The sequence below is a fragment of the Arthrobacter sp. J156 genome (assembly GCF_056172865.1).
The window spans coordinates 1,048,661-1,061,761 of the sequence record NZ_CM149650.1; the positions used below are offsets into that span (position 1 = coordinate 1,048,661).

The 13,101-nt window shown below is 70.4% G+C and carries 10 protein-coding genes and 2 tRNA genes; 6 read left to right on the forward strand and 6 right to left on the reverse strand.

Translation table 11 applies throughout. The annotated features are described in order from the left end of the window. Positions 1 to 72: 72 nt before the first annotated feature. From serA to ilvD, 5 genes are all read right to left on the reverse strand, one after another. Positions 73 to 1,671: a phosphoglycerate dehydrogenase gene (serA, locus tag AC0QR5_RS04840; RefSeq protein WP_329860896.1), complete on the reverse strand. Its 1,599-nt coding sequence runs from the start codon at positions 1,669 to 1,671 to the stop codon at positions 73 to 75. A 197-nt stretch (positions 1,672 to 1,868) separates the two neighbouring features. Continuing rightward, positions 1,869 to 2,894 (reverse strand): ketol-acid reductoisomerase, encoded by a 1,026-nt coding sequence (gene ilvC / locus AC0QR5_RS04845; protein ID WP_329860897.1) that lies wholly within the window; start codon positions 2,892 to 2,894, stop codon positions 1,869 to 1,871. Between the two features lie 26 nt (positions 2,895 to 2,920). Further along, entirely contained in the window at positions 2,921 to 3,439 is a 519-nt protein-coding gene (gene ilvN, locus AC0QR5_RS04850; RefSeq protein WP_329860899.1) for an acetolactate synthase small subunit, read from the reverse strand. A gap of 2 nt (positions 3,440 to 3,441) precedes the next feature. Next, entirely contained in the window at positions 3,442 to 5,322 is a 1,881-nt protein-coding gene (locus tag AC0QR5_RS04855) for an acetolactate synthase large subunit (protein WP_329860900.1), read from the reverse strand. A 260-nt stretch (positions 5,323 to 5,582) separates the two neighbouring features. Beyond that, on the reverse strand, positions 5,583 to 7,286 hold the full coding sequence (ilvD, locus tag AC0QR5_RS04860) for a dihydroxy-acid dehydratase (protein WP_329860901.1): 1,704 nt from the start codon (positions 7,284 to 7,286) through the stop codon (positions 5,583 to 5,585). A gap of 101 nt (positions 7,287 to 7,387) precedes the next feature. On the opposite strand from ilvD, the gene AC0QR5_RS04865 reads away from it, so the two are divergent. Both AC0QR5_RS04865 and AC0QR5_RS04870 read left to right on the forward strand, forming a co-directional pair. Beyond that, positions 7,388 to 7,876, forward strand: coding sequence for a hypothetical protein (locus tag AC0QR5_RS04865; RefSeq protein ID WP_329860902.1), 489 nt, complete (start codon positions 7,388 to 7,390; stop codon positions 7,874 to 7,876). A 217-nt stretch (positions 7,877 to 8,093) separates the two neighbouring features. Then, positions 8,094 to 9,056 carry a hypothetical protein gene (locus tag AC0QR5_RS04870; protein ID WP_329860904.1) on the forward strand — a complete coding sequence of 321 codons (963 nt, stop codon included), beginning with the start codon at positions 8,094 to 8,096 and terminating at the stop codon, positions 9,054 to 9,056. A 185-nt stretch (positions 9,057 to 9,241) separates the two neighbouring features. Here AC0QR5_RS04870 and AC0QR5_RS04875 read toward each other — a convergent pair whose 3' ends face one another. Beyond that, the gene (locus tag AC0QR5_RS04875) at positions 9,242 to 10,198 is read right to left on the reverse strand and encodes a 2-hydroxyacid dehydrogenase (RefSeq protein WP_329860906.1); all 957 of its coding nucleotides are present in this window, start codon (positions 10,196 to 10,198) and stop codon (positions 9,242 to 9,244) included. Between the two features lie 150 nt (positions 10,199 to 10,348). Here AC0QR5_RS04875 and AC0QR5_RS04880 point away from each other — a divergent pair. The 4 genes from AC0QR5_RS04880 (at position 10,349) to AC0QR5_RS04895 (ending at position 13,051) form a co-directional block, all read left to right on the forward strand. Next, a tRNA-Lys gene (locus AC0QR5_RS04880) sits at positions 10,349 to 10,424 on the forward strand. A 78-nt stretch (positions 10,425 to 10,502) separates the two neighbouring features. Continuing rightward, a complete protein-coding gene (gene bcp, locus AC0QR5_RS04885; RefSeq protein WP_329860907.1) occupies positions 10,503 to 10,988 on the forward strand; it encodes a thioredoxin-dependent thiol peroxidase in 486 nt (161 codons plus the stop codon). Between the two features lie 57 nt (positions 10,989 to 11,045). After that, positions 11,046 to 11,127 (forward strand) — tRNA-Leu (locus tag AC0QR5_RS04890). A gap of 124 nt (positions 11,128 to 11,251) precedes the next feature. Further along, the gene (locus tag AC0QR5_RS04895) at positions 11,252 to 13,051 is read left to right on the forward strand and encodes an ABC transporter substrate-binding protein (RefSeq protein WP_329860908.1); all 1,800 of its coding nucleotides are present in this window, start codon (positions 11,252 to 11,254) and stop codon (positions 13,049 to 13,051) included. Positions 13,052 to 13,101 lie beyond the last annotated feature (50 nt).

Consider the following 13,101-nt stretch of genomic DNA (forward strand, 5'->3'; position numbering starts at 1 on the left):
AAGGCGAAAGGGTCCCCGGCCGACGGCCGGGGACCCTTTCGCTGCACCGCCGGCGCGGGGCGCCGGCGGCTTCTAATCGTCCTCGAGGTTCACCTCGCGGGCCACGCTCGCGCCGACGGACGCCTTCACCTCGTCGAGGATCCCGGCCGGAAGGGCCGAGTCGACGGCGAGCACGGCCAGCGCCGGCCCGCCCTCCTCCTTGCGCGCCACCTGCATGGCGGCGATGTTGATCCCGTGGGTTCCGAATGCCGTGCCGAGGGAGCCGATGACGCCCGGGCGGTCCTGGTAGAGCAGCACGATCAGGTGCTCGGCGATCGGGATCTCGAGCTCGTAGCCGTTGATCCCGACGAGCTTCTCGACCTGCTTGGGACCGGTCAGGGTGCCGGCGACGGAGAGCTGCGTGCCGTCGGACAGCGCTCCGTTCAGGGTCAGCACGTTGCGGTACTCGGGCGACTCGGACGTGGTCACGAGGCGCGTGGCGATCCCGCGCTGCTCCGCGAGCACGGGAGCGTTGACGTAGGAGACCTGCTCCGAGACGACGTCGCGGAAGACGCCCTTGAGCGCGGAGAGCTCGAGCGCCTTGACGTCGAGGGAGGCGATCTCGCCCGCGACGACGACGTCGATGGTGGTCAGCGAGTCGCTCGTCAGCGCGGTGAAGATGCGCCCGAGCTTCTCGATCAGCGGGATGCCGGGGCGGACGTTCTCGTCGATCACGCCGCCCGCGACGTTCACGGCGTCCGGGACGAGTTCGCCGGAGAGGGCCAGGCGCACTGACTTGGCCACCGAGATGCCGGCCTTCTCCTGCGCCTCGTCGGTGGAGGCGCCGAGGTGGGGCGTGACGGTGACGTTCTCGAACTCGAAGAACGGCAGCTCGGTGCTCGGCTCGCTGACGAAGACGTCGAGCCCGGCGCCGGCGATGGTCCCCTCCTTGAGGGCGGCGTAGAGCGCCTCCTCGTCGACGAGGCCGCCACGGGCCACGTTGACGACGTAGGCGGAGTCCTTCATCTTGGCGAAGGCCTCGGCACCGAGCATGCCGACCGTCTCGGGGGTCTTGGGCATGTGGATGGTGATGAAGTCCGACGTCTCGAGCAGCTCGTCGAGCTCGAGCAGGTGCACGCCGAGCTGCTGCGCGCGGGCCGAGGTGACGTAGGGGTCGTAGGCGACGACGTTCATGCCGAAGCCCTGCAGCCGCGCGGCGACGAGGGCGCCGATGCGGCCCAGCCCGATGATGCCGGCCGTCTTCTCGAACAGTTCGACGCCGGTGTACGCGGAGCGCTTCCAGGCACCGCCCTTGAGGGAGGCGTTGGCCGCGGGGATCCGGCGGGCGAGCGAGACGATGTGCCCAACGGTCAATTCCGCGGCGGAGATGATGTTGGAGGTCGGCGCGTTGACCACCATGACGCCGGCCTGCGTGGCGGCCTTGATGTCGACGTTGTCGAGGCCGACTCCGGCACGGGCGATGACCTTCAGGCGTCCGGCGGCGGCGATCGCCTCGGCGTCGACCTTGGTCGCCGAACGCACCAGGATCGCGTCGACGTCTGCGATCGCGGACAGCAGCTGGGCACGGTCGGCACCGTCCGTCCGGCGGATCTCGAAGTCCGGCCCGAGCGCCTCGACGGTCGCGGGGGAAAGCTCTTCGGCCAGCAGGACTACGGGCTTGGGATCTGACACTTCGGTGGCACCTTTGCTGTTGGATGCGGTGAACGTGGCGGCCGCCCACAGGGGCGCCCGTCCAAGGTTATCCCGCGCCCCCGCGGGCCATCGCGTTCGGGCTCCGGATGTTACGCCCAGGGCACGACGACGGACGGCGGCCCCCGCGCCGAAGCGCGGGAGCCGCCGTCGTACCCCGTGGGACGGGAACCGCGCCGTTAGCGCGCGGCGACGCCCTCGGTGTAGTCGTCGTTCGCGGCGACCCAGCTGAACATCTTGCGCAGCTCGCGCCCCGTGGACTCGATCGGGTGGTCCTCGCCCTTCTTGCGCAGCTCGAGGAACTCCTTGCCGCCCGCGGCCTGGTCGTCCATGAACCGCTGGGCGAAGGCGCCGGACTGGATGTCGGCCAGGACGGCCTTCATGTTCTCCTTCACCTCCGGGGTGATCACGCGCGGGCCGGAGACGTAGTCGCCGTACTCGGCCGTGTCGGAGACGGACCAGCGCTGCTTGGCGATGCCGCCCTCCCACATCAGGTCCACGATCAGCTTGAGCTCGTGGAGCACCTCGAAGTAGGCGATCTCCGGCTTGTAGCCGGCCTCGGTGAGGGTCTCGAAGCCGTACTGGATCAGCTGCGAGGCGCCTCCGCAGAGCACCGCCTGCTCGCCGAAGAGGTCGGTCTCCGTCTCCTCGGTGAAGGTGGTCTCGATGACGCCCGCGCGGGTTCCGCCGATGGCCTTGGCGTAGGACAGGGCCAGCTCGCGGGCGGCGCCCGAGTGGTCCTGCTCGATCGCGATCAGGTCCGGGATGCCGCGGCCGGCCTCGAACTCGCGGCGCACCGTGTGGCCCGGGGCCTTCGGGGCGACGAGCGCGACGTCGACGTCGGCCGGCGGCTGGATGAAGCCGAAGCGGATGTTGAAGCCGTGGCCGAAGAACAGGGCGTCGCCCGGCTGCAGCTTGTCGGCGATCTCCTCGGCGTAGACCTTCGCCTGGACCTGGTCCGGGGTCAGGATCATGATGACGTCGGCCTCGGCGGCGGCCTCGCCGACGGTGACGACGCGCAGGCCCTCGGCCTCGGCCTTGGCCCGGGACTTCGAGCCCTCCTTCAGGCCGACGCGCACGTCGACGCCGGAGTCGCGCAGGTTCAGCGCGTGGGCGTGGCCCTGGGAGCCGTAGCCGATGATGGCGACGGTGCGGCCCTGGATGATCGACAGGTCGGCGTCGTCGTCGTAGAACAGTTCGGTCACTTTGGTTACTCCTTAGAAGGGCGGTTTCAAGCGGAGACGGAGCGCAGGGCGCGGTCCGACATCGATTTGGAGCCCCGGCCGATGGCCAGGGTCCCTGACTGGACGATTTCACGGACGCCGAACGGCTCCAGCACGGACAGGAGCGCGTTCAGCTTCTCGGCGGTGCCCGTGGCCTCGATGATGAGCGAGTCGGTGGAGACGTCCACGACCGAGGCACGGAAGAGGTCGGCCGCCTGGGTTACCTGCAGCCGGGTCGCCGGATCCGCGCGCACCTTGACCAGGATGTGGTCCCGCTGCACGGACGAGTCGGGGGTGAGTTCGACGATCTTGATGACGTTGATGAGCTTGTTCAGCTGCTTGGTGACCTGCTCGAGCAGGTCACCCTCGGCGTCGACGACGACCGTGACCCGGGACATCCCGGAGACCTCGGTCGGTCCGACGGCGAGCGAGTGGATGTTGAACGCGCGGCGGGCGAAGAGCCCGGCCACGCGGGTCAGGACGCCCGGGACGTCCTCGACGAGCACGGACAGCGTGTGGCGTGCCATGGTCAGTCCTCCTCTTCCCAATCAGGGGTCATGCCGCGGGCGATCTGGATGGCGTCGTTGCTGACGCCCGAGGGCACCATCGGCCACACCATCGCGTCGCGGCTGACGACGAAGTCGACCACGACCGGGCGGTCGTTGATCGCGAGCGCCTGCTGGATGGTGGCGTCGATGTCCTCGTCCCGCTCGCAGCGCAGCCCGGCGCAGCCGTAGGCGTCGGCGAGCTTGACGAAGTCGGGCACGCGGGCCGTTCCGTGGCCCGTGTTCAGGTCGGTGTTGGAGTAGCGGGCCTCATAGAAGAGCGTCTGCCACTGCCTCACCATGCCGAGCGAGGAGTTGTTGATGACGGCGACCTTGATCGGGATGTTGTTGATGACGCACGTGGCCAGTTCCTGGTTGGTCATCTGGAAGCAGCCGTCGCCGTCGATCGCCCACACCACGCGGTCCGGGTTCCCGACCTTGGCCCCCATGGCCGCCGGCACCGAGTAGCCCATGGTGCCGAGGCCGCCCGAGTTCAGCCACTGGTGGGGCCGCTCGTACTTGACGAACTGGGCCGCCCACATCTGGTGCTGGCCGACGCCGGCGACGTAGACGCCTTCCGGACCGGTCAGCTCGCCGATCCGCTGGATCACGTTCTGCGGAGCGGACAGCCCGTCGTTCGTGTCCGTGTAGCCGATCGGGTAGGTCTCCCGCAGGCGGTTCAGGGTCGCCCACCACGGGGCGAGCTCCGGGGCGCCGTCCTCGGCGAAGCGCGTCCGGCAGGCCTCGAGCAGCTCCGGGATGATCTCCTTGACCGAGCCGACGATCGGGATGTCCGCGGCGCGGTTCTTGGAGATCTCGGCCGGGTCGATGTCGGCGTGGATCACCTTGGCGTGGGGCGCGAAGGTGGAGAGGACGCCGGTGACGCGGTCGTCGAAGCGGGCCCCGAGCGTGATCAGCAGGTCGGACTGCTGCAGCGCGGTCACCGCGGTGACGGAGCCGTGCATCCCGGGCATCCCGACGTGCTGCTCGTGCGAGTCCGGGAACGCGCCCCGGGCCTGGAGCGTGGTCACCACGGGGGCCCCCACGAGCTCGGCGAGCTCGCGCAGCTCCTGCGAGGCGTGCCCCTTGATGACGCCGCCACCGACGTAGAACACGGGACGGGACGAGGCCTGGATCAGCTTCGCCGCCTCGCGGACCTGCTTGGAGTGCCCGCGCACCACGGTGCGGTAGCCGGGCAGGTCGATCTGCGGCGGCCAGGAGAACTCCATCGTGGCCTGCTGGGCGTCCTTGGTGATGTCCACGAGCACGGGACCGGGGCGGCCCGTGCCGGCGATGTGGAACGCCTCGGCCATGACGCGCGGGATGTCCGCGGCGCGGGTGACGAGGAACGAGTGCTTGGTGATGGGCATCGTGATGCCCACGATGTCCGCCTCCTGGAAGGCGTCGCTGCCGATGAACGCGCTGCCGACCTGGCCGGTGATGGCCACCATCGGGACGGAGTCCATGTGGGCGTCGGCGATCGCCGTAACGAGGTTGGTGGCGCCCGGGCCGGAGGTGGCGATGCACACCCCGACTTCCCCGGTGACCATGGCGTAGCCCTGGGCGGCGTGCCCGGCTCCCTGTTCGTGGCGGACCAGGACGTGGTTGATCCTGGTCGAGTCCATCAGTGGGTCGTAGGTGGGGAGGATGGCCCCGCCCGGCAACCCGAAGACGTCGGTGACGCCCAGTTCTTCCAGTGCGCGGACGATGGCTTGTGAGCCAGTCATCTGCGTGGGTGCAACGGTGTTGTTGGGCCCCTGCACGGGACCCGGTGCATCCACGGCGGAAGAGACAGGAGCAGCATCCTTGGCACGGCCCGCGGCCTTGGCCACCAGCGAGGGGCTGATGGGTGTTCCGTTACTCATAGGATTCTTCCTTCTCTCCGTTGGTTCTGCGCATAAAAAAACCCCTCTGGCGGCCTCGAAGCCTCAGCGGGGTTGCGCGTCACCGGTCCGACGATGGGACCTAGGCGACGCGCCTGGTAACTCGTAGGACAACGGTGGTCTTGTGCATGTCCCCCAGTCTCCCCGCCTGTCGGGAACACTGTCAACACGCCGCCCGGCCGTCTCACTATGTGGACAAGGCGTCCGGTGGCTGGACACTTCCGACCACCGGACGCCTTGCGTCAGCCGCAGTAGGCGCCGACGCTCGCCGAGTTGACGAGCTTGACGTACTTGCCGAGGACGCCCGTCGTGAACTTGGCCGGGAGCGGCTCCCAGCCGACCTTGCGCGCCTCGAGCTCCGCCTCGTCGACGAGCAGGTCGAACGTCCGGGCGGCGATGTCCACGCGGATGCGGTCCCCGTCCTTGACGAAGGCGATCGGGCCGCCGTCGACGGCCTCGGGCGAGACGTGGCCGATGCACAGCCCCGTCGTCCCGCCGGAGAAGCGGCCGTCGGTGAGCAGCAGGACGTCCTTGCCCAGGCCGGCGCCCTTGATGGCACCGGTGATGGCGAGCATCTCCCGCATGCCGGGACCGCCCTTGGGTCCCTCGTAGCGGATGACGACGACGTCTCCGGCCTTGATCCCGCCGTGGTCGAGCGCGTCGAGCGCCCCCTGCTCGCGCTCGAAGACGCGCGCCGTGCCCTCGAAGACGTCGGCGTCGAAGCCGGCCGACTTCACGACCGCTCCCTCGGGGGCGAGCGAGCCGTGCAGCACCGTCACGCCGCCGGTGGCGTGGAGCGGGTTGTCGAGGGTGCGCAGGACCTTGCCGTCGAGGGACGGCGGATCGATCTCGGCCAGGTTCTCCGCGACGGTCTTGCCCGTGACGGTGAGCGCGTCGCCGTGCAGCAGGCCGGCGTCGAGGAGGGCCTTCATGACGACGGGCACGCCGCCGATCTTGTCGAGGTCGTACATGACGTAGCGGCCGAAGGGCTTCATGTCCGCGAGGTGCGGGACCTTCTGGCCGATGCGCGTGAAGTCGTCGAGGGTCAGCTCGACCTCGGCCTCGCGCGCGATCGCGAGCAGGTGGAGCACGGCGTTGGTGGAACCGCCGAACGCCATGGTGACGGCGATGGCGTTCTCGAAGGCCTTCTTGGTGAGGATCTGCCGGGCCGTGATGCCCTTGCGCAGCAGGTTCACGACCGCCTCGCCCGACTTGCGGGCGTACATGTCGCGTCGCCGGTCGGCGGACGGCGGGGCGGCGGAGCCGGGCAGGGACATGCCGAGCGCCTCGCCGACGGAGGCCATCGTGTTGGCGGTGTACATGCCGCCGCACGCGCCCTCGCCGGGACAGATGGCCCGCTCGATCGCGTCGAGGTCCTTGGCGCTCATGGTGCCCGCGGCGCACGCCCCGACGGCCTCGAAGGCGTCGATGAGCGTGACCTCCTTCTCCGTTCCGTCCTCGAGCTTGGCGAAGCCGGGCATGATGGTGCCGGCGTAGAGGAAGACGCTCGCGAGGTCCAGGCGGGCCGCCGCCATGAGCATGCCGGGAAGGGACTTGTCGCAGCCGGCCAGCAGGACGGAGCCGTCGATCCGCTCGGCCATCATGACCGTCTCGACCGAGTCGGCGATGACCTCGCGGGACACGAGGGAGAAGTGCATGCCCTCATGCCCCATGGAGATGCCGTCGGAGACGGAGATCGTGCCGAACTGCATGGGGAAGCCGCCACCGGCGTGGACGCCTTCCTTGGCACCTTGGGCGAGGCGGTTCAGGGAGAGGTTGCAGGGGGTGATCTCGTTCCAGGAGCTCGCGACGCCGATCTGCGGCTTGGCGAAGTCGTCGTCGCCCATGCCGACGGCGCGGAACATGCCGCGGGCCGGTGCGGCGTGGATGCCGTCGGTGACGGCGCGGCTGCGTGGCTTGATGTCTGGAGTGGTGTCCTGGCTCATGCTGGCGATTCTAGTGACGCTCCGGTATCGCAACGAACCCGTGACCGGCTCCCGCAACATTCCGGGGGACGCCGTCGGCGGCTGCGCCTATGCTGGTTGCCATGGGGAACGATACGAACGACGACGCACGCGACGCCGCGCTGAAGGCCCACCTCCATGGCGCCTTCGACGAGCAGATTCCCAACTTCGGCAGCTACAACCTGGTCTTCGGCGCCGGTCGTTCCGGCGGCGGGGGCAGCTTCGTGGTGGGCTACCGGAGGCAGCCGCTCGAGCTCATCGTGGCGCCCCTGCAGCCCCGCGACCTCTCCCCCCTGGACGATGCCGTGTCCATCAACCTCACGAACGTGTCCCACCTCGCCGAGGTCCGGGAGGGCGGCTACGAGGTCGGGACGACCACGGGCCGCGTCTACCGCTTCGACGTCGCGGACGCGCCGAGCGTTGCGCTCCCGCCGGCCGCATCTCCCGACGGCGGGTCCCTGGTCCGGCTGGACCAGGCGGCTGACGCGCTGGACTTCCGCGCCTTCATGGACGAGTTCATGACCCGCCTCGAGGACTTCTCCACCGAGCAGGAGCCGGCCCCGGCCGACTAGGCCCCTCCCACCTCGGCTTGGTCTGGTCTGGTCTGGTCTGGTCTGGTCTGGTCTGGTCTGGTCTGCAGATGATGTGGCTTCAGGGCCGCGAACCCCCCACGATCTGCAAGCGAAAGAAGGCAGGCCGGGCCGATCCTCGGCGTGGCGGCCCGCGGCGGGCGCCGTCGCCTGTGGATAACCCAGATCGCGCCGGCCTCATCCGGGCGACGATGGGTTCATGTCACGACGCAAGAGCCTGCCCGACGCCGCCCAGAAGGGCATCTTCACGGCCGAAGACGCCCTTGCCGGCGGAGTCACCCGGCATCAGTTGAGGCTGCCGGAGATGACGGTCCCCAGCCGCGGGCTCCGCATCAACTCGGCGTTCGAGTCGGATGCGCGGCAGGTCCTCGCGGTCTACTCGACGATCACACCGGACACGTACGTGAGCCACACGAGTGCCGCCCAGGCGTGGGGCATGTGGCTCGAACGGCGCCACGAATCGACCTGCCCGGTCCACCTGACCCGGGTCGCGGGACGGGGTGCGGCACCACGGCGCAAGGGCGTCGTCGGCCACACCGCTCCCCTCACGAAGGAGGACGTCCGGAGCTTCGACGCGCTGCGCCTGACGAGCGCGGAGTGGACGTGGACCGATCTGGCCGCCCTGGGCCTGGACGTCAGGGAGCTCGTGGTCGCCGGGGACTCCCTGCTCCAAAGAGGCGATGGCCCGAACCGGCGGTCAGGGCCCCTGGGCCGGCACCCGATCTCCTCCGTCGAGCGGCTTTCCGCCGTACTCGCCCGTCGCGGACGGATCCCGGGAGCCGTCGCCGCGCGCAAGGCCCTGGCCATGATGCGTCCCGGCGTCGATTCGCGGCCGGAGTCGATCCTGCGCCAGCTCATCGTGGAGGCGGGCTATCCCGAACCGCTCGTCAACCGACCCGTCAGCCGCCCCGGCGGAGCCACGATCCTGCCGGACCTGCAGTACAGGGAACTCCGCATCGCCATCCAGTACGAGGGTGCCCACCACTCCGAGCTGGTCCAGCTCGGAAAGGACATCAACCGGGACTTCGCCTACGAATCCCTGGGCTGGATCGTCGTGCGGGCCGACAAGGCCATCTTCACCGCCAACGGCCGCGCGAGGTTCCTGGACCGGCTCGAGCACGCCTTCGAAAAGCGCCGGCAGATCTCGGGCGAGTCCGCCTGAACCCTCGCAGGCGGTCTCCCCGAGTCTGCCCTGCAGATGATGTGGCTTCAGGGCCGCGAAGCCCCCACGATCTGCATTCCAGACCAGGGCAAAGCGTCGACACCCAGAACCAGCCCCCACGATCTGCATTCCAGACCAGGGCGATGCGTCGACGCTCCGAACCAGGCGTAAGGGATCCCGGGCGTCTACCGCCCGGCCAGCAGCCGGTCCCCCTCGTGGACCAGGTTCTCCGGCGTGCGCCCCTGCGCCAGCGCCGCGATCTGGCGCTTGAGCAGGGCCGTGATGCGCGGCGGAAAGGCGTCCGTGTTGCCGCCGTTGTGCGGCGTGATGAACGCTCCCGGAAGGGTCCACAGCGGGTGGTCCTCCGGCAGCGGTTCCGGATCCACGACGTCGAGGGCGCACTTCAGGCGCCCCGAGGCGACCTCCGCGGTGAGGGCGTCGGTGTCGACGACGGGGCCGCGGGCCACGTTGACCACGAGCGCGCCGTCGGGCAGCCGCGCGAGCAGGGCGGCGTCGACGAGGTGGTGCGTCGAGTCGTCCAGCGGAACGATCAGGACCAGGACCTCGAGCCCGCCGGCGAGCTCCGGGAGCTCGTCGATGCCGTGGATCCGGCCGTGGCCGTCCTCGCGCGCGCCGCGGCCGATCCGCACGAGGTCCACCTCGAACGGCTCCAGGCGGCGGCGGATCTCCTCGCCGATGCCGCCGACGCCCACGATGCCGACCCTGCGGTCGGCGAGACCGCGCCACCGGGCGGGCGCCCAGCGGCGCGCATGCTGGTCCCGGGCCGCCTCGTCGAGCCCGCGCAGGGAGGACAGGGCCAGGCCGACCGCGAGCTCCGCCGTCGCCGCGGCGTGCACCCCGGCGGCCGAGGCCACGGCGACGTGCCCTCCCACGCGCTCCGCCACGCCGTCGTACCCCGTGGACTGGGTCTGCACGATCCGCACGTTCGGGGCCCTGCGCACGGCGGAGAAGGAGCCTCCGGACATGATGTACGGAAGCACCACCGCCTCGATCTCCTCCAGGTCCACGCCGACCGGGTCGCCGTCGAGGTCCCAGACGCCCGCACGCACCCCCTCGGGCAGGGGCGAGCAGGCCTCGAGCAGCGCGGAATCGGGGAAGGTGAAGACGGTGACGGGTTCCATGCAAGCCAGCCTAGGCCCGGCCACGGCACGCGCGCAGGTGACGTCGATCTCATTGCCCCGTTCCGTTTTGCATCGGGCGGGGAGCGCTGGTAGTGTCTTATCCCGTTGCAGACGCGGTCGGTCGGAAACGAACCAGCCGCCCAGCATGATGCACCTCTAGCTCAATTGGCAGAGCAATTGACTCTTAATCAATGGGTTCCGGGTTCAAGTCCCGGGGGGTGCACCAGCCCGAAGGAGGCCGGCCGAACAGGCCGGCCTCCTTCTGCATCTGCACCCGAAACGCACGCGAACGTAAGGACCGACGATGACGCAGACCGCCGCCCGCCTGACCACCGGGGACCGCGCCCCGGCCTTCGCCCTGCCGGACTCCGAAGGCGCCACGCACACCCTCGACTCGTTCGCCGGCCGCAAGACCGTCCTCTACTTCTACCCCGCGGCCTCGACCCCGGCCTGCACGCAGCAGGCCTGCGACTTCAACGACACCCTCGGCTCCCTGGCCGCGGCCGGTTACCGGGTCGTCGGCCTCTCCCCCGACACCCCGGAGAAGCTCAAGGCCTTCGCCCGGAACCAGGACCTCGGCTTCACCCTGCTCGCCGACGAGGACCACGCCGTGGCCCTCGCCTACGGCGCGTGGGGCGAGAAGAAGAACTACGGCCGCACCTACGAGGGACTCATCCGCTCCACGATCGTCGTCGACGAGCACGGCGTCGTCGAACTGGCGCAATACAACGTCCGGGCCAAGGGACACGTCGCCAAGCTCCACCGCGACCTCGGGCTCGCCTCGGCCTGACCGGCCGCGCAGGGCCGTCGGCTACACTGAACGGGGCTTCGCGCAAGCCCGGTCCGCGCGAGCGTGGCGAAATTGGCAGACGCGCTGGATTTAGGTTCCAGTGTCTTCGGACGTGGGGGTTCAAGTCCCCCCGCTCGCACTTCTGCGCGGCCGCACCGGACGCGCCGCGCGGGGCCCCGTGGATCTTCCGCGGGGCCCCGTGCGTTGCACCAGGCACACCCCCGACCGCCGGGCCGTGCAGGCCCCGACCCCAAGGAGCACGCGTGGAGCGCAGCGCCGGACACGACGACGCACGCCTCGTGCGGCCCCGCCTTCTGGGACGCCGCGGCTTCCTGGGACTCGGCGCGGTGGCGGCCGCGGCCCTCGCCGGCTGCACCCCCGGCACCGTCGGGACCCCGGCCACCACTCCCGGTCCCACGGGGGATCCCGAGCCGCTCGTCTTCCGCTTCGGCACGGCCGCGGCGCCCGAGACCCTCGACCCCGCGCTCGCGGTCGACAACGAGTCGTTCCGCATCACGCGCCAGGTCTTCGAGACCCTCGTCGGCGTCGACCCCAACACCGGGGCGCCGACGCCCGCCCTGGCCACGGGCTGGACCGTCTCCGACGACGGCCTGCGCTACCGCTTCACGCTGCGCCAGGGCGTCCTCTTCCACGACGGCACCGCGTTCGACGCCGAGGCCTGCGTCGCCAACTTCCAGCGCTGGGCCTCCCTCCCGCCCGAGCTCGGGGCCCGCCCGGGACAGGCGTTCGACTCCGTCTTCCACCACCACCCGCAGCCCCCGGCCCCCGTCGTCGCCGACACCGGCGGCCAGGACACCCTGGCCGACCGGGCGGAGGCCCTCGAAGACGCCGAGGTCGAGGGCATCGTCGGGGAGGTCCTGGACGGGGCGAGCTACTTCGCCGGCTGCACCGCCGTGGACCCCATGACGTTCGAGCTGCGGCTCCGCGCCCCGCTGACCGGCCTGATCGAGGCCCTGACGATGGCCGGCTTCGGCATCGCCTCCCCCCGGGCGCTCGAGGAGCTCGCGGCCGACGAGGTCGAGCTCGACGAGAACGGCGCGCCCCGTTCCGCCTTCGGCGCGGCACCCGTCGGCACGGGCCCGTTCGCGTTCGCCCAGGTCGACGGCGACCGCGTCGTGCTCGAGTCCTTCGACGGCCACTGGCAGGACCGCGGCCAGGTGGACACGGTCGAGTTCGGCGTGCTGCGCGATGCCGGATCCCGCTTGCGCTCGCTGCGCCGCGGCGACATCGACGGCTACGACATGGTCACCCTCGACGAGCTGCGCGAGCTCGTCCGCGGCGGCCAGCAGCTGTTGCAGCGCGATCCGTTCTCCGTCTTCTTCCTCGGCATGAACCAGCAGAACGCCGTCCTGGCCGATGTCTCGGTCCGCCAGGCCGTGGCGCACGCCGTGGACCGGCAGCGGCTGATCGAGCGCTTCTTCATCTCCGGCACCAAGGAGGCGCGGAGCTTCCTGCCGCCGAGCCTCGGGGTGCCGAGCCCGGAGGGCTACTACGGCTACAACCCGGACGCGGCACGCGAGCTGCTGGCCGAGGCGGGGTACGACGGCGAACCGGTCCCCTTCACGTACCCGCTCGGCATCACGCGGGCGTACCTCCCCCTGCCCGAGCGGATCTACGCGGAACTGAGCCGCCAGCTCTCCGCCGTCGGAATCACGATCCGACCGGTCCCCGTGCCCTGGTCCGAGGGCTACCTCCAGCAGGTCCTCGGCGGCGAGCAGCCGGGCTTCAACCTCCTGGGCTGGTCCGGTTCCTACCGCGACCCGGACCACTTCCTCAGCTCGATCTTCGGCGCCTCGGCCCGCCAGTTCGGCTACGCGCCCACCGCGCTGCGCACGCAGATCACGACGGCGCGTTCCATGGCCCCGGGCGACGAGCGGACGGAGGCCTACCGGGCGATCGGCGAGCTGCTGGCCGCGGACCTGCCGGCCCTGCCGATCGCCTACCCGATCTCCGCCGTCGCCGTCGGCCAGTCCGTGACGAGCTATCCCTCGAGCCCCGTCCTCGACGAGGTGTTCGACCGCGTGAACGTCGTCACGGACTGACGCCCCGGGCCGGCGGGGATTTCATCCGCCTCGAGGCGCCGCGCTAACCT

Excerpts from the sequence above, each read along its gene's own strand:
- ilvN (WP_329860899.1), bottom strand. The coding sequence starts at position 3,439 with ATGGCACGCCACACGCTGTCCGTGCTCGTCGAGGACGTCCCGGGCGTC.
- AC0QR5_RS04855 (WP_329860900.1), bottom strand. The coding sequence starts at position 5,322 with ATGAGTAACGGAACACCCATCAGCCCCTCGCTGGTGGCCAAGGCCGCG.
- ilvD (WP_329860901.1), bottom strand. The coding sequence starts at position 7,286 with ATGAGCCAGGACACCACTCCAGACATCAAGCCACGCAGCCGCGCCGTC.
- AC0QR5_RS04865 (WP_329860902.1), top strand. The coding sequence starts at position 7,388 with ATGGGGAACGATACGAACGACGACGCACGCGACGCCGCGCTGAAGGCC.
- AC0QR5_RS04870 (WP_329860904.1), top strand. The coding sequence starts at position 8,094 with ATGTCACGACGCAAGAGCCTGCCCGACGCCGCCCAGAAGGGCATCTTC.
- AC0QR5_RS04875 (WP_329860906.1), bottom strand. The coding sequence starts at position 10,198 with ATGGAACCCGTCACCGTCTTCACCTTCCCCGATTCCGCGCTGCTCGAG.
- bcp (WP_329860907.1), top strand. The coding sequence starts at position 10,503 with ATGACGCAGACCGCCGCCCGCCTGACCACCGGGGACCGCGCCCCGGCC.